We start from the raw sequence: 16,100 nt of genomic DNA, 5'->3' as shown, positions 1-16,100 counted from the left end.
TACGGCCGGGAACCGGCAATCCCGTCAGGCCCCCTCCACCGGTACCAGGGAGGAAAGCGGAACCGTGGGGTCCGCCAGCCGCTCGCGGTCTACGGGCACCTTCGACCTGATCAGGGCCTGGATGTGCTCGGTGACGTCCCACACGTTCACGTTCATCCCGGCCAGGACCCGCCCGTCCGACAGCCAGAAGGCGATGAACTCCCGCTTGCCCACGTCCCCGCGGATCAGCACCTGGTCGTAGCCGCCCACCGGGGCGTACCCCGAGTACTCCAGGCCCACGTCGTACTGGTCCGAGAAGAAGTACGGGACCCGGTCGTAGCTGACCTCCTGCCCCAGCATCGCCCGCGCGGCGGCCGGACCCCCGTTCAGGGCGTTCGCCCAGTGCTCGACCCGCAGTCGGGTCCCCAGCATCGGATGGTGGGCCGCGGCCACGTCCCCGACGGCGAAGATGTCCGGGTCCGAGGTGCGCAGCGAGGCGTCCACGGCGATCCCGCCGCCGTGCTCCCGGTCCACCAGGGCCAGTCCCGAGGTCTCCGCGAGGGCCGTGCGCGGCGCGGCCCCGATCGCCGCCAGCACCGCGTGCGCCGGGTGCTCCTCCCCGTCGTCGGTGCGGGCCGCCAGCACCATCCCGTCGTGCCCGACGATCTCGGTCAGCCGGGCCCCGAAGTGGAACCGGACCCCGTGCGAGGCGTGCAGGTCGGCGAAGAGCCGGCCGATCTCCGGACCGAGCACCGCGTGCAGCGGGGTCGCCTCCGGCTCGATCACCGTGACCTCGGCCCCGTACCCGCGGGCCGCCGCGGCGACCTCCAGGCCGATCCAGCCGGCGCCCGCGATCAGCAGGTGCCCGTTGTCGCGGCCGAGCCCGGCCAGCGCCCCCCGCAGCCGTTCGGCGTGCGCGAGGCGGCGCAGGTGGTGCACCCCGACCAGCCCGGTGCCCGGGATGTCCAGCCGGCGCGGCTCGGCGCCGGTGGCCAGCAGGAGCTTGTCGTAGGGCAGCGCCGTGCCGTCGCCGAGGACCACCTTCTTGGCGTCCCGGTCGAGCTGGACCGCCGGCTGGCCGAGGTGCAGCTCGATGTCGGAGGCCGCGTACCAGGAGGGCTCGTGGACGAAGACGCTCTCGCGCTCCTCCTTGCCCGCCAGGTATCCCTTGGAGAGCGGTGGCCGCTCGTAGGGATGGTCGCGCTCGTCGCCGATGAGGATCACCCGCCCCGTGAACCCCTCGGACCTCAGCGTCTCGGCCGCCTTAGCTCCGGCAAGCCCTGCGCCGACGATGACGAATGTCCGGTGTGCGTCGACCACCTGATGCCTCCTCATAACCTCTACGCCACATGCGACCACATGCGAGCGTCCCGCACTGAGCCTGCCGCGTGAAGGGGCAGTGGCCCGATCGGCTCACCCTTCGGCGCGTCGCGTGCGGATCGTGAGCCGGGCGTGCAGGGAGCGCGCGGCCGCGTCCGTGAGCGCCGCGATCTGGTCGACGACCGCGCGTTTGCGGGCCCTGTCGTCCGGCGCCGCGTCGAAGAGGGCCCGGAACTGCGGGTCCAGGCCCTCCGGCGCGCGGGCGCTCAGCGCCTCCGCGAGCTCGGCCAGGACGATCCGCTGATCGGCGCGGATCCGCTCCTGCTCGTCGCGCTGCATGACGTACAGGTCGGCGACCGCCTTGAGGACGGCGCACTCGTTGCGCGCCTCGCGCGGGACCACCAGCTCCGCCCCGTACCGGGTCAGGCGACCGGTGCCGTACGCCTGCCGGGTGGCCCCCTCGGCGGCCAGGCAGAAGCGGCCGATCAGCTGGCTCGTGGCGTCCTTCAGCCGGGCCTGGGCCACGGCCGAGCCGTCGTACCCGTGCGGCCACCAGTCCTGCTCCATCAGCCGGTCCAGCGCCTCGCGCAGCTCCTCCGGCTCGGTGTCGGCCGGCACGTACCGGCCGATGGCAACCCGCCAGATCGCGGTGCGCTCGGGCTCGGCGAAGAGCAGGTTCGGGTCGAGGTGGCCGGCGTGCAGGCCGTCCTCGAAGTCGTGGACCGAGTACGCCACGTCGTCGGCCCAGTCCATGACCTGCGCCTCGAAGCACTTGCGGTCGGCGGGCGCGCCACGGCGCAGCCACGCGAAGACCGGCAGGTCGTCCTCGTACGCGCCGAACTTCACCGAACCGGGGTCGGTGGGGTGGTCCCCGCGCGCCCAGGGGTACTTGGTGGCGGCGTCCAGACAGGCCCGGGTGAGGTTCAGCCCGACGCTGACCAGCTCGCCGCTTTCCGGATCGGGGACGAACCGCTTGGGCTCCAGCCGGGTCAGAAGGCGCAGGGACTGGGCGTTGCCCTCGAAGCCGCCGCAGTCCTTGGCGAACTCGTTGAGGGCTTCCTCGCCGTTGTGGCCGAAAGGTGGGTGTCCCATGTCGTGCGAGAGGCAGGCGGCCTCGACCAGATCGGGATCGCAGCCGAGCGCGGCGCCGAGCTCACGGCCGACCTGGGCGCATTCCAGGGAATGCGTCAGGCGCGTACGGGGACTCGCGTCCCAGTCGTACGAGCGCGTACCGGGGGTGACCACCTGGGTCTTCCCGGCGAGCCGGCGCAGCGCGGCGGAGTGCAGCACGCGGGCGCGGTCGCGCTGGAAGGCGGTCCGGCCCGGCCGTTTGTCGGGCTCGGCGGCCCAGCGCTCGGTGTCGGCGGAATCGTAGGGCGGACGAGCGGACGCGGTGGTGCCTTCCAAGCCTTCCATGCTCCGACGGTAACCGGAGTCACCGACAAGAGGAGCAATCCGAGCAATCCGAACCAACACGCCCTTTACGCGGTGGCCAGTTCCAGCGGTCCGCTCCGCTCTCCGCACCGCTCCTCGTACCGCTCCTCGTGCCGCGCTACGAGGGCTTCGTCGTAGCGCTGGAGCACCAGGCGGGCCAGCGCCGGATGATCGCCCAGCGGGGCGGCGGCCGCTCCCGGCGCGGCGGCGGCGCTCGCCGAGGCGAACCGCCCGGGGGCGGTGAAGTACGAGGCCACAGCGGGCCGGTGGCAGCCCCGCGCGGCCAGGGCTCGTACCGCCTCGGCCACGGTGGGCGCGGCGGCCGAGGCGTAGGCCGCCACCACGGGCACCCCGCCGAGCCGTTCGGACAGCAGGGCGGCCGTGGCCCGCGTATCGGCCGCGGAATCGGGGTCGCGCGATCCGGCGGCGGCCAGCACCACCGCCGACCCGGCGGTCCAGCCGGCCTCCACGAGCCGCTCGAAGAGGGCTTCGACCAGCAGCGGATGAGGGCCGAGGGGGGCCGCCACCCGGGTCCGCAGGTGCCCGGCGCGGGCGGCCGCGGCCGGCAGGTCCCGCTTGACGTGGGTTCCGCGCCCCAGCAGCAGCGGCACGAGCACGGCCGCTCCGGTGGCCCGTTCGAGCGTGTGGTCGAGCAGTGGCCGGTTCAGCTCGATGTGCCCGAGCCGGACACGGAGGCGCGGGCGGAGCTCGCGGACCCGTTCGAGCAGTGCTTCGACGGCGGGGAGGGCGCGTGGGTCACGGCTGCCGTGGGCCACGGCGACGAGGGTGGGCTGCATGGGAGGACTCCGTGGTGTCGGGGGCGCAGGCCGCTGAGCTGCGTGCCGAGCTGGGCGGTGATCCGGGTCAGGAGCTCCGCCGTGGTGGCGGGCTGAAGCGGAAGGGACTCGGGAGGGTGCGCCGGCTCCGTCATGAACCGATCCTGCGCTCCGCACGTTGCCGGTGCGTTGCGCCGGGGTGACGGGTGTTTGCCGGCTGCTCACAGGGGAGGTGCCCGGCGGGTGTGGGCAACCGCCGGATCTTCCTCCGCGTCCTGAGCTGTGGAACGGGCACCGGGGAACCACGGGGGGACGGGCATGCGCGGGATCGGGACACGGCTGACGGGGCGGCTGCGGATGCGGCTGCGGCCGGGGCTGAGACCGGAGCTGCGGCCGGGGGCGCTGCTGCCCCGGACCGTACGGGCCCGGCGGCGGGCCGTGCGGCTGGTGATGGCCGGCTGCGTGCTGGCGCTGCTGCCCTCCGCGTGGACCCACGCCACCGCCGCGCCCCGGCTGCGGACCACCGCCGACGCGCCCGCCGCCGAGGTGGCGGTGGTCTTCGGGGCCGGGCTGTGGAAGGGCGGCCGCCCGACCCCGTACCTCGCGAACCGGCTCGACGCCGCCGTCGAGCTCTACCGCGCGGGGAAGGTCAAGGTGGTCCTCGTCACCGGGGACAACAGTCGCACCGAGTACGACGAGCCCGACGCGATGCGCACGTACCTGACCGGCCACGGCGTGCCCGACGGTCGGATCGTCAGCGATTTCGCGGGATTCGACACCTGGGACTCCTGCGTCCGGGCCAAGGAGATCTTCGGGGTCCACCGGGCGGTGCTCATCAGCCAGGGCTTCCACATCCGCCGGGCGGTCGCCCTGTGCGAGGCCGCGGGCGTGGACTCGTACGGGGTCGGCGTGGACGACGCGCACGACGTGACCTGGTACTACGGCGGCACCCGCGAGGTGTTCGCGGCGGGCAAGGCGGCGCTGGACGCGGTGTTCAAGCCGGATCCGAAGTTCCTGGGTCCGAAGGAGGAGGGGGTGTCGCGGGCCCTGGCCGCTCTGGCAGACTGACGCCACTGTCGGCATATGCCGATTAGTCATATGGCTGTTCGTCTCATGTGTCAGGGGTCGTGGATACCGTGGCTGTAGTGGATCTGAGTGACAAGGCCGTCGTCATCACCGGCGGGGCCCGCGGCCTCGGCGCGGCGGCCGCGCAGGCCGTCGTGGACGGCGGCGGCAAGGTGCTGATCACCGACGTCCTGGAGGCGGAGGGCGCCGAGACGGCGGCGAAGCTCGGCGACTCGGCGCGCTTCCTCAAGCATGACGTGACGAGCGAGTCCGACTGGCGGGCCGCGCTGGAGTACGCCGTCGCCGAGTTCGGCCGCATCGACGGCCTGGTCAACAACGCCGGCATCTCCACCGGCCAGTTCCTGGAGCACGAGAGCGTCGAGCACTTCCGCCGGGTCGTCGAGATCAACCTGGTCGGCGTCTTCATCGGCATCAAGGCCGCGATCCCGCTGATGCGCGCGAACGGCGGCGGCTCCATCGTCAACATCTCCTCCGCCGCCGGCCTCACCGGCCTCGCGCTGACCGCCGGGTACGGGGCCTCGAAGTGGGGCGTGCGCGGACTGTCGAAGATCGGCGCGGTCGAGCTCGCCGAGTCCCGGATCCGCGTCAACTCGGTCCACCCCGGCATGACGCTGACCCCGATGACGGCCCCGATCGGCATCGAGGCGGGCGAGGGCAACTACCCCGGCGCCCCGCTGGGCCGCGTCGGCCTCCCCGAGGAGATCGCCGCCGCCGTCGCCTTCCTCCTCTCGGACGCCGCGGGCTACATGACCGGCGCGGAGCTGGCCGTGGACGGCGGCTGGACGGCCGGCCTCACGGTCAAGTACCTCACCGGGCAGTGATGACCTCACCGGGTGGGATGACCTCACCGGGCAGCGGGGCCCGCGCTGAGGTGCCCGTACAGGAGGCGTAACCGGGCGCGGCGGCGGGCGTAACACCCACGTCGCATGGTGAGGCGCATGCACACCCCGGGAGCCGCACCGGCCGATACCGCCGTCACCGCCGTCACCGAAGGCGCCGAAGTCACCGCCGTCACCGCCACGCACTGCCCGTACTGCGCGCTGCAGTGCGGGATGAACCTCCGCCCCGATGCGGGCGGAGCGACAGTGACGGTGGAGGAGCGCGCGGACTTCCCCGTGAACCGGGGCGCGCTGTGCGGCAAGGGCCGCACCGCCCCCGCCGTGCTCTCCTCCCGGGTGCGCCTGACCGAGCCGCTCGTCCGCACCCACGCCGGGCGGCTGGAGCCGGCCACCTGGGAGGAGGCCCTCGACGCGGTCGCCGAGGGCCTGGCCCGTACGCGCAGGGCGTACGGGGCCGACGCGGTCGGGGTGTTCGGCGGAGGCGGGCTGACCAACGAGAAGGCCTACGCCCTCGGGAAGTTCGCCCGGGTCGCCCTGCGGACCTCGCAGATCGACTACAACGGCCGGTTCTGCATGTCCTCGGCCGCCGCCGCGCACCAGCGGGCCTTCGGACTCGACCGGGGGCTGCCCTTCCCGCTGGAGGACGTCCCCCGGACCGGCTGCGTCATCCTCGTCGGCTCCAACCCCGCCGAGACCATGCCGCCCGCCCTGCGGTTCTTCCGGGAACTCCGCGAGAACGGCGGAACGTTGATCGTGGTGGATCCGCGCCGCACGCGGACCGCCGAACAGGCCGACCTGCACCTGGCCCCGCGCCCCGGCACGGACCTGGCACTGGCCCTCGGCCTGCTCCACCTCGTCGTCGCGGGTGGCCACACGGACGAGGAGTTCATCTCCTCCCGCACCACCGGCTGGGAGGAGGCCCGCGCCGGCGCGATGGCGCACTGGCCGGAGCTGGTCGAGCGGATCACGGGCGTGCCCGTGCCCAAGCTCCGCGAAGCGGTGCGGATGTTCTGCGCCCCCGAATCCGCCATGGTCCTCACCGCCCGCGGCCCCGAGCAGCAGTCCAAGGGCACCGACACCGTCGGCGCCTGGATCAACCTCTGCCTCGCCACGGGCCGCGCGGGCCGCCCGCTCTCCGGCTACGGGTGCCTCACCGGGCAGGGCAACGGCCAGGGCGGCCGCGAACACGGCCAGAAGGCCGACCAACTCCCCGGCTACCGCAAACTCACCGACCCGGCGGCCCGCGCGCACGTGGCCGGGGTCTGGGGCATCGACCCCGCCGACCTCCCCGGCCCCGGCCGCAGCGCCTACGAACTCCTCGACGCCCTCGGCACGGACGTCAAGGCCCTGCTCCTCATGGGCTCCAACCCGGTGGTCTCCGCCCCCCGCGCCGCCCACATCGAGGACCGCATCCGCTCCCTGGACTTCCTGGCCGTCGCGGACGTGGTCCTGTCGGAGACCGCGGCCCTCGCGGACGTGGTCCTCCCCGTCACCCAGTGGGCCGAGGAGACCGGCACCACCACCAACCTGGAGGGCAGGGTCCTGCTCCGCCGCCGGGCCCTGACCCCGCCCCCGGGCGTCCGCTCCGACCTGGAGGTCCTGCACGGACTGGCCGCCCGGCTGGGCCTGCCGAAGGCCTTCCCGGTCTCCCCGGAGGAGGTCTTCGAGGAACTGCGCCGCGCCTCGGCGGGCGGCCCGGCCGACTATGCGGGCATCAGCTACGCCCGCATCGAAGCCGAACAGGGCGTCTTCTGGCCCTGCCCGGCCCCGGACCACCCGGGCACCGAGCGCCTCTTCCTCGACCGCTTCGCCACCGAGGACGGCCGGGCCCGCTTCGTCCCCGTCGTCCACCGCGACTCCGCCGAGGTCCCGGACGCCGAGTACCCCCTCCTCCTCACCACCGGCCGGGTGGTCTCCCAGTACCAGTCGGGCGCGCAGACCCGCCGGGTGGACGAGCTCAACGAAGCCGCCCCCGGCCCCTTCGTGGAACTCCACCCCCGCCTCGCGGCCCGCATCGGCGCGGTCGACGGAGCCCTCCTGGCGGTCACCTCCCGCCGCGGCCGCGCGGTGGCCCCGGCCCGCATCACCGACACCATCCGCGTGGACACGGTCTTCATGCCCTTCCACTGGCCGGGCGAGGGCCGCGCCAACACCCTGACCAACCCGGCCCTGGACCCCGTGTCCCGGATGCCGGAATTCAAGGTCTGCGCGGTCCGGGTGGAAGCCCTCGCCCCTCCTCAGGCCTCGGCGGACTGATCCCGGGGCTCCTCCTCGTACTCCTCGTACTCCTCGTCGTACTGCGCATCGAACTCCTCGAAGCCCTCGACGCTTTCGAGCCACTGCCTGACCCGTTCGCTCTGCCGGGTCCGGAAGGTCGGATAGATGGCCGCGAACAGCCGGTTGGTGTAGTCCGTGCTCTGGCCCGCGCCCGACAGGTGCGGGTACTCGGCGGCGAAGTGCCGCCACTCCCTGTCGACCCTCGGCCCGCGGACGACGTCCTGGAGGTCCGGCTCCCGGTCCACCGTGATCGGCCACGCCTCTGCCGCCCGGAACACCTCGATCAGCAGCTCGTACGGCAGCTCGTACCGCTCGGCGAGCAGCACCGCGTCGTACAGGTCCTTGCCCTGCGGGTTCTGGTCGGTGACGAGCCACAGCAGTTTCCAGGCCAGGGAGAGGGCGGGCGAGGCCGCCAGTACGGTCGCCCCGCAGGCGAGTTCGACCCGCTCCGGTGCGACGGCCAGTTTCTCGTTGAAGACGAAGTCCAGCTGTACCTGTCCGGCCGGCAGCCCCGGCACGGACCACGGCAGCACCATCCGCCGCCCGGGTACCCGGTCGTACGTCCAGATGTCCTCGATCACCGCTCCCGACGCATCGATCCCGGACCGCCCGTCGGCCGCCTCCGCGATGCCGTCCAGCATGCGCGCGCTGAACGGGCTCTCCATCGCCAGGGTCTGCGGCACCACCACGAAGTCCAGGTCGCCGGGCTCCCGCGCCTCCTCCCCGAACCAGTCGGTGAGCAGCACGCTGCCCCGCAGGACGAGCGAGTCCACCCACTCGGACTCGGAGACCGCCAGCAGTACGGAGTCCATGGCGGCCCGCCGGGCCCGCGTCCAGGCGGCGGTCCGCTCCGGGTCCTCGAAGACCGGATCGCCGGCGCGGTAGCCCCGCCGGAAGTGGCTCAGCGCGGGATCGAAGAGCGCCTGCTGGCGCAGGTCGTCCCCGGCCAGCGGCAGGAAGGTGCGGGGCAGTTCCTTCTCGGCCCGGGTGGCCTCGTCCAGTGGTTCCCGGGGCAGCTCGATGGGCTGCCAGCCGAACTCGCTCCATGTGGTCATCGCGGTCCCTCCCCGATCCATCCGTCGTCCACCGACATGTCGCTGTCGTACAGCACGAACTCCCGCTCCTCCGAGTGGATTTCGTACCCGGCACCCGCCAGGTCCGCGATCAGCGCGTCGCAGGCCCGGGCGGCTCCCGCCGGGCCCGCCGCGCCCGCGCACCGCTGCGTCACGAAGCGTTCGTGGCGCCCTCCGGCAAGGGGCCGGCGGGCGTTCCACGACACGTGCGCCCCGTGCGGGATCACGAGGGCCTCCAGGGCGGCGCGGTCGTAGCCGGTCGGGAGCAGGAGTTTGACGTGGTGCTCGAAGTAGCCGCCGCCCGGGCCCGGCCGGTCCGTGGTCCACGGGACGGTCTCCACCTTGACCCGGACCGGGTCGAAGCCGGCCGCCCGCAGGGCGGGGACGAGTTGCTCGTGGCCGTCGCGGTCCGGCAGCGTCAGCATCGGCTGCGAGACCATCCGGCCCCGGGCCAGCAGGATGTGGGTGACCTTCAACTCCCGCGCCCCGGACCACGCTTCGAGCCGGGCCAGTTCCGCCGGACCCGGGCAGCGCACCGTGACATGGGTTTCGTACACAGACATGGAAGTGATCTTCTCGGACATGCGTCCGATCCGCATCGGGGTTCTGGTCCGGGGGTAACCATCCGTTACGCGCTGGACCCAGAAAGTACTCGCACGCCCCTCGTGGCAGCGATGTGTCGTACGCCACACTGAGGTCCGGTGCCCCCGTCCTCGGAGCCCTGTGGAGGTCGCCCCCGTGCAGACCCAGAGCCTGACCGTCAGCGTGAGCCCGCCCGGAAACGCCGCCGCGGAAACCGAAGCCGCCGCCGGCGAAGAGCCCGAGGCGGACGCCGTGGACGAGGAGGAGCCCGAGGTCCGTGAGCTGGCCGAGCAGGTGCCCGCGCAGCGCAAGCGCACGGGTGAGGGCTCCGGCGGAGCGGGCCCGTCCGCGGACCTGTTCCGCCAGTACCTGCGCGAGATAGGCCGCATCCCGCTGCTGACCGCGGTCGAGGAGGTCGACCTCGCGCGGCGCGTCGAAGCGGGGCTGTTCGCGGAGGAGAAGCTCGGCAGCGGAGCGCGGCTCGACCTCCAGCTCACGCTCGACCTGGACAAACTCGTCGTCATGGGCCGCATGGCCAAGCGCCGCCTCATCGAGTCGAACCTGCGGCTCGTCGTCTCCGTGGCCAAGCGCTACGTGGGCCGCGGGCTCACCATGCTCGACCTGGTCCAGGAGGGGAACCTCGGACTGATCCGGGCCGTTGAGAAGTTCGACTACGCCCGCGGGTACAAGTTCTCCACCTACGCCACCTGGTGGATCCGACAGGCGATGTCCCGGGCCCTCGCCGACCAGGCCCGCACCATCCGCGTGCCGGTCCATGTGGTCGAGCTGATCAACCGCGTCGTCCGCGTCCAGCGCCGCATGCTCCAGGAGCGCGGGTACGAACCCACCGCCGAAGAGGTCGCCGCCCACCTGGAGCTGACCCCCGAGCGGGTCCTGGAGGTGCTGCGCCTCGCCCAGGAGCCGGTCTCGCTGCACGCGCCCGTGGGTGAGGAGGACGATGTCGCGCTCGGCGACCTCATCGAGGACGGCGACGCCGCCTCGCCCGTGGAATCGGCCGCGTTCTTCCTGCTCCGCGAGCACCTGGAAGCGGTCCTCTCCACCCTCGGCGAGCGGGAGCGCAAGGTCGTCCAGCTGCGCTACGGGCTCGCCGACGGCCGCCCGCGCACCCTGGAGGAGATCGGCCGGATCTTCGGCGTGACCCGCGAGCGGATCCGCCAGATCGAGTCCAAGACCCTCAACAAGCTCCGCGACCACGCCTTCGCCGACCAGCTCCGGGGATATCTGGACTGAAACGGGCCGGGGCGCAACGGGCAGGGGGCGCAACGGGAAAGGGGCGCCCCGAAGGACGCCCCCACCCCGAACCGGCCCCCGTCAGTCGACCTCGGCCACCGCCTGGGCGAACTGCGCGGCGTAGAGCCGTGCGTACGCGCCGCCCGAGCCCAGCAGCTCCTCGTGGGTGCCCTGTTCGACGATCGAGCCGCTCTCCATCACGAGGATGAGGTCCGCGTCGCGGATCGTGGACAGGCGGTGTGCGATCACGAAGGAGGTACGGCCGTCCGCGAGGCGGGCCATCGCCTTCTGGATCAGCACCTCGGTACGGGTGTCGACGGAGCTCGTCGCCTCGTCGAGCACCAGGATCACCGGATCGGACAGGAACGCCCGCGCGATGGTGATCAGCTGCTTCTCGCCCGCGCTGACGCCCGCGCCCTCGTCGTCCAGCACCGTGTCGTAGCCCTCGGGCAGGGTGCGGATGAACCGGTCCGCGTGCGCCGCCCGCGCGGCCTCCTCGATCTCGGCGCGCGTCACCTTGCGCGAGGCACCGTAGGCGATGTTCTCCGCGATGGTGCCGCCGAACAGCCAGGTGTCCTGGAGGACCATGCCGATACCGCTGCGCAGTTCCTCGCGGGTCATCTTCGCGATGTCCACGCCGTCGAGGGCGATCCGGCCGCCTGTGACCTCGTAGAACCGCATCAGGAGGTTGACCAGGGTGGTCTTGCCGGCGCCGGTCGGGCCGACGATCGCGACCGTGTGGCCCGGGTGGACGGTGAGCGAGAGGTCCTCGATCAGCGGCTTGTCCAGCTCGTAGCGGAAGGCGACCTTGTCGAAGGTGACCTGTCCGCGCAGGGTCTCCGGGCGCTCCGCGACCTCGGCGTCCGGCTCCTGCTCCTCCGCGTCCAGCAGCTCGTAGACCCGCTCCGCGGAGGCGATGCCGGACTGCACCAGGTTCGCCATCGAGGCGACCTGGCTCAGCGGCAGCGAGAACTGCCGCGAGTACTGGATGAAGGCCTGCACGTCACCGATCGACAGGGTGCCGGAAGCGACCCGCAGACCGCCGACCACCGCGACGAGCACGTAGTTGATGTTCGAGATGAACATCATCACGGGCTGCATGATCCCGGTGACCAGCTGCGCCTTGAACGAGGCCTTGTAGAGCGCCTCGTTCTGTTCGGCGAAGAGGGCCGCGGACTCCTGCTGCCGGCCGAAGACCTTGACCAGCGTGTGGCCCGAGTACATCTCCTCGACGTGCGCGTTCAGGGCGCCCGTGGACTTCCACTGCGCCACGAACTGCGGCTGCGACTTCTTCCCGATCTTCGCGGCCGCGTAGCCCGAGACCGGGATGGTCACCAGTGCGACCAGCGCCAGCACCGGGGAGATCCAGAACATCATCGCCAGCACGCCGACGATCGTCAGCAGCGAGTTCATCAGCTGCCCCATCGTCTGCTGGAGCGTCTGGCCGATGTTGTCGATGTCGTTCGTGGCCCGGCTGAGCACCTCGCCGCGCTTCTGCTTGTCGAAGTAGGACAGCGGCAGCCGCGACAGCTTCGCCTGCAGCTCCTCGCGCATCCGGTACACGGTGCCGTTCTGGATGTGGTTCGACAGCCGTGTCGCGACCAGCATCAGCAGGCCGGCGAGCGTGAAGACGGCCAGCGCCCACAGCGCGACCGCCCCGACCGCACCGAAGTCCACGCCCTTGCCCGGGGTGAAGTCGGTGCCGGACAGCATGTCCGCCGTGCCGCCGTTGCCCTTGGCCCGTATCCCCGCCAGGGCCTGCTCCTTGGTGAGCCGGGGATCCATGTTCTTGCCGATGATCCCCGCGAAGACCAGGTCGGTGGCCTTGCCGAGGATCTTCGGACCGGTCACCGAAGCGGCGACGGAGCCGACGACCGCGATGACCATGCCCCACAGCTTGGCCCGGTCACGTGCCAGCTCGCGCAGCAGCCGCTTGCCCGAGCCCTTGAAGTCCATGGACCGCGTCGTCGGCGGTCCCATCATCATTCGTCCTCCGGGCCCGCTCATGCGGCCTCCGCCTCCGTCAGCTGGGAGAGCACGATCTCCCGGTAGGTCTCATTGCCGGCCATCAGCTCGTGATGGCGTCCCTCGCCCACGACCTGCCCCTCGTCGAGGACGATGATCCGGTCGGCGTCGCGGATCGTGGAGACCCGCTGGGCGACGATGACCACGGTCGCGTCCTCGGTCTCGCGGGCGAGCGCGGAGCGCAGCGCCGCGTCCGTCGCGTAGTCCAGGGCCGAGAAGGAATCGTCGAAGAGGTAGATCTCCGGGCGCTGTACGAGCGTGCGCGCGATCGCGAGCCGCTGGCGCTGACCACCGGAGACATTGGTTCCGCCCTGGGCGATGGGCGCGTCCAGCCCGCCCTCCAGCTCGGACACGAAGCCCTTGGCCTGGGCCACCTCCAGCGCGTGCCACAGCTCTTCGTCGGTGGCGTCGGGGCGCCCGTAGCGCAGGTTGGTGGCGACCGTTCCGGAGAACAGGTACGGCTTCTGCGGCACCATGCCGACCGTCTTCGCCAGCAGCACCGGGTCGAGGCGGCGTACGTCCTCGCCGTCCACGAGGACTTCGCCGCCGGTCGCGTCGAACAGCCGGGGGACCAGTCCCAGCAGCGTGGACTTGCCGCTGCCCGTGGAGCCGATCACGGCGGTGGTCTCGCCGGGCCTGGCCACCAGGTCGACCCCGCGCAGGACGGCGGACTCGGCGCCCGGGTAGCGGAAGTCGGCGCCGCGCAGCTCCAGGCGGCCGTGGCTCAGCAGCTTGCGGACGGGGTCGGTGGGCGGGACCACGCTGGAGTCGGTGTCCAGGACCTCCTGGACGCGCTCGGCGCAGACCTCGGCGCGCGGCACCATCATGAACATGAAGGTGGCCATCATCACGGACATGACGATCTGCATCAGGTAGGAGAGGAAGGCCGTCAGCTGGCCGATCTGCATGCCGCCGCTGTCGATGCGCATCGCGCCGAACCAGATGACGGCGACGCTGGAGATGTTCACGACCAGGATGACGGTCGGGAACATCAGCGCGAGCAGCTTGCCGGCCGCCAGCGAGACGCCGGTGAGGTCGGCGTTGGCCTCGCGGAAGCGGTCCTTCTCGTAGTCGTCGCGGATGAAGGCACGGATCACCCGGTTGCCGGTGATCTGCTCGCGCAGGACCCGGTTCACGGTGTCCAGGCGCGTCTGCATCTTCCGGAACAGCGGCCGCGTCTTCAGCACGATCGCGCCGACCGACAGGCCGAGGACGGGGACGACGGCGAGCAGGACGCCCGACAGCTTCACGTCGAGCGAGAGCGCCATGAAGATGCCGCCGACGCACATGATCGGAGCCGAGACCATCAGGGTGAAGGTCATCAGTACGAGCATCTGGATCTGCTGCACGTCGTTCGTCGTACGGGTGATCAGCGACGGGGCGCCGAAGTGGCCGAGCTCGCGCGCGGAGAAGCTCTGCACGCGGTCGAAGACGCCGGCCCTGAGGTCGCGGCCGAAGGCGGCGGCGGTGCGGGCGCCGAAGTAGACGGCGCTGGCGTTGCAGACGAGCTGCACGAGCGAGACACCGAGCATCAGGGCGCCGAAGCGCAGGATGTAGCCGGTGTCGCCGTGGACGACACCGTTGTCAATGATGTCGGCGTTCAGTGTGGGCAGGTAGAGGCTCGCGCTGGTCTGCAGCAGTTGCAGCAGGACCAGCGCGGCGATCGGTTTCCGGTACGGACCGAGGTGGGTCCGCAGAAGTCGTATGAGCACGCGCAGGCTCCGGTCGGCATATCGAGGGGGTTCACCCCATCTTCGGCCAACCGGGTGCCCGATCCCCACCTGTTTTCGCAAAGCCAGGCCAAAAGGAGTAGACCGGGCCCCCGCAGGACCTAGGCCGGGGTGGGAGGGATCCGGGGCTAGAAGGCGCCCGGGTGGATCTGCTCCCGCGTCGCGATGTACTGCTGGCGAGCGCCCTGCCAGGCGGGGTACTCCTCGTCCGGTTCGAAGACCTGCGCGGCCGGCGCGGGCCACACGGGCGGGGTGTGCGGGGCCAGCGTGCCGCGTGCGACGCCCAGCGCCCACGCCGCCTGACGGGCCGCGCCCAGGGCCGCGTAGTCCGCCGGCGCGGGTACGACGATCTGCGTGCCGAACAGCCCCGGCGCGAAGGCCTGGACGGCCGGCAGCCCGGCCGCCGCGCCCAGTAGGAACACCCGGCGGATCTCCACCCCGCGGCTGCGCAGCACGTCGAGCGCGTCCACCAGTCCGCACAGCATGCCCTCGAAGGAGGCCCGCGCCAGGTGCTCGGGCTTCATGGAGTCCCGGCGCAGCCCCGACAGGGTCCCGGCGGACTGCGGCAGGTTCGGCGTCCGCTCGCCCTCCAGGTACGGCAGGAGTACGAGTCCGTGGGCGCCCGGGGTCGACTTCAGCGCGAGCTCGCTCAGCCCGTCCAGATCGGTGCCCAGCAGCTCGGCGGTGCCGCGCAGGGCCCGTACCGCGTTGGAGACGTTCACCACGGGCAGGTGCATCCCGGTGGCGTCCGCGAGCGAGGTGATCAGCCCGCCCGGCTCCGACAGCGCCTCGTGGTGCACCGCCATCACCGACCCGGACGCGCCCAGCGAGACCACCGCGTCGCCGGGGCCCATGCCGAGCCCGAGCGCGGCGGCCATGGTCTCGCCGGTCCCGGCGGAGATCAGCAGCCCCTCGGGCGTGGTCCCGGCGGCTTCGCAGGGGCCGAGCACCTCGGGCAGCAGCGCCCGGTGTCCGAGCGCCAGCTCGACGAGGTCGGGGCGCCAGGAGCCGGTGGCCGCCGACCAGTACCCGGTGCCGGAAGCGCCGCCCCGGTCGGTGGTCCGCCGGGCCGGGCGGCCCAGCAGCTGCCACACCAGCCAGTCGTGGGGGGACATCACCACGGCGACCCGGCGGGCGGCCTCGGGCTCGGTACGGGCCAGCCAGGCGAGCTTCGCGAGCGGCTGCGCCGCATGGGGGACGGAGCCGACGGCTTCGGCCCAGGCCTGGCGTCCGCCGAGCGAGTCGATGAGATCGGCGGCGGCGACCTGGCCGCGCTTGTCGTTGCCCACCAGGGCGGAGCGGACGAGGCCGCCCTGCGCGTCCAGCGGCAGCACGGCGTGCTGCTGGGCGGAGACCCCGATGGCCTCCACGCCTTCGAGGAGCCCGCCGCCGGCGGCCTCACCGAGCGAGAGCAGCCAGGCCTGCGGGTCCGTCTCGTGCGGTACGGCTTCGCCGGTGGGCTGCGGATGGGGGGCGTACCCCTGGCGCAGCACGGCGCCCGTCTCGGTGTCACAGACGACGATGCGAGTGAAGGCGGAAGAACTGTCCAGCCCGGCGACTATCCCCATGCGGAGAATTCTGCCGCACGTACGGGCGAACTCCGCCGCCCCGAACCCCGGGGGGGGGCGCGCGCGGGCCCGGCGGGGGGGGGGCGGGGGGGTGGGGGCGCTGTGGGGGTGGGGGGCGTGGAGGGACGCTGCTCGGCGGCGCAGGCGCCCCGCCCACGGG

General features: G+C 72.4%; 12 protein-coding genes. 4 read left to right on the top strand and 8 right to left on the bottom strand.

The features are described 5' to 3' along the window. Positions 1-24 precede the first annotated feature (24 nt). From ACFXDJ_RS22685 to ACFXDJ_RS22675, 3 genes are all read right to left on the bottom strand, one after another. Positions 25-1,299, bottom strand: coding sequence for an NAD(P)/FAD-dependent oxidoreductase (locus ACFXDJ_RS22685; protein ID WP_384656104.1), 1,275 nt, complete (start codon positions 1,297-1,299; stop codon positions 25-27). Between the two features lie 93 nt (positions 1,300-1,392). Next, positions 1,393-2,715 carry a deoxyguanosinetriphosphate triphosphohydrolase gene (locus ACFXDJ_RS22680; RefSeq protein WP_384850102.1) on the bottom strand — a complete coding sequence of 441 codons (1,323 nt, stop codon included), beginning with the start codon at positions 2,713-2,715 and terminating at the stop codon, positions 1,393-1,395. Between the two features lie 65 nt (positions 2,716-2,780). Continuing rightward, a complete protein-coding gene (locus ACFXDJ_RS22675) occupies positions 2,781-3,530 on the bottom strand; it encodes a sirohydrochlorin chelatase (protein ID WP_384850099.1) in 750 nt (249 codons plus the stop codon). Between the two features lie 336 nt (positions 3,531-3,866). Here ACFXDJ_RS22675 and ACFXDJ_RS22670 point away from each other — a divergent pair, with 336 nt between their 5' ends. The 3 genes from ACFXDJ_RS22670 to ACFXDJ_RS22660 all read left to right on the top strand — a co-directional run bounded on the left by ACFXDJ_RS22670 (position 3,867) and on the right by ACFXDJ_RS22660 (position 7,690). Further along, a complete protein-coding gene (locus tag ACFXDJ_RS22670) occupies positions 3,867-4,577 on the top strand; it encodes a vancomycin high temperature exclusion protein (RefSeq protein WP_384850166.1) in 711 nt (236 codons plus the stop codon). Between the two features lie 77 nt (positions 4,578-4,654). Then, a complete protein-coding gene (locus tag ACFXDJ_RS22665; RefSeq protein ID WP_384656110.1) occupies positions 4,655-5,416 on the top strand; it encodes a glucose 1-dehydrogenase in 762 nt (253 codons plus the stop codon). A gap of 231 nt (positions 5,417-5,647) precedes the next feature. Beyond that, a complete protein-coding gene (locus ACFXDJ_RS22660; RefSeq protein WP_384850163.1) occupies positions 5,648-7,690 on the top strand; it encodes a molybdopterin oxidoreductase family protein in 2,043 nt (680 codons plus the stop codon). Here the strand turns inward: ACFXDJ_RS22660 and ACFXDJ_RS22655 are convergent. Further along, positions 7,672-8,766: a nucleotidyl transferase AbiEii/AbiGii toxin family protein gene (locus tag ACFXDJ_RS22655; RefSeq protein WP_384850096.1), complete on the bottom strand. Its 1,095-nt coding sequence runs from the start codon at positions 8,764-8,766 to the stop codon at positions 7,672-7,674. The two genes, ACFXDJ_RS22660 and ACFXDJ_RS22655, sit on opposite strands and share 19 nt — an antisense overlap. Then, positions 8,763-9,347, bottom strand: a complete 585-nt coding sequence (locus tag ACFXDJ_RS22650) for a hypothetical protein (protein ID WP_384850094.1) — start codon at positions 9,345-9,347, stop codon at positions 8,763-8,765. The genes ACFXDJ_RS22655 and ACFXDJ_RS22650 overlap by 4 nt, the downstream gene beginning before the upstream one ends. A gap of 175 nt (positions 9,348-9,522) precedes the next feature. Between ACFXDJ_RS22650 and ACFXDJ_RS22645 the strand changes: the two genes are divergently transcribed. After that, the gene (locus tag ACFXDJ_RS22645; RefSeq protein ID WP_384850091.1) at positions 9,523-10,617 is read left to right on the top strand and encodes an RNA polymerase sigma factor; all 1,095 of its coding nucleotides are present in this window, start codon (positions 9,523-9,525) and stop codon (positions 10,615-10,617) included. An 81-nt stretch (positions 10,618-10,698) separates the two neighbouring features. Here the strand turns inward: ACFXDJ_RS22645 and ACFXDJ_RS22640 are convergent, their stop codons facing one another. The 3 genes from ACFXDJ_RS22640 to ACFXDJ_RS22630 form a co-directional block, all read right to left on the bottom strand. After that, a complete protein-coding gene (locus tag ACFXDJ_RS22640; RefSeq protein ID WP_384656120.1) occupies positions 10,699-12,624 on the bottom strand; it encodes an ABC transporter ATP-binding protein in 1,926 nt (641 codons plus the stop codon). After that, complete coding sequence (locus ACFXDJ_RS22635; protein WP_384850088.1) at positions 12,621-14,354, bottom strand: ABC transporter ATP-binding protein; 1,734 nt, start codon at positions 14,352-14,354, stop codon at positions 12,621-12,623. The genes ACFXDJ_RS22640 and ACFXDJ_RS22635 overlap by 4 nt, the downstream gene beginning before the upstream one ends. A 146-nt stretch (positions 14,355-14,500) precedes the next feature. Further along, positions 14,501-15,940: an FGGY family carbohydrate kinase gene (locus ACFXDJ_RS22630; RefSeq protein ID WP_384664184.1), complete on the bottom strand. Its 1,440-nt coding sequence runs from the start codon at positions 15,938-15,940 to the stop codon at positions 14,501-14,503. Positions 15,941-16,100 lie beyond the last annotated feature (160 nt).

Source organism: Streptomyces sp. NPDC059443, assembly GCF_042750105.1.
Taxonomy (GTDB): Bacteria; Actinomycetota; Actinomycetes; order Streptomycetales; family Streptomycetaceae; genus Streptomyces.
Note: the sequence above shows the minus strand (reverse complement) of the source record. Positions and strands in the feature narration are given on the sequence as shown.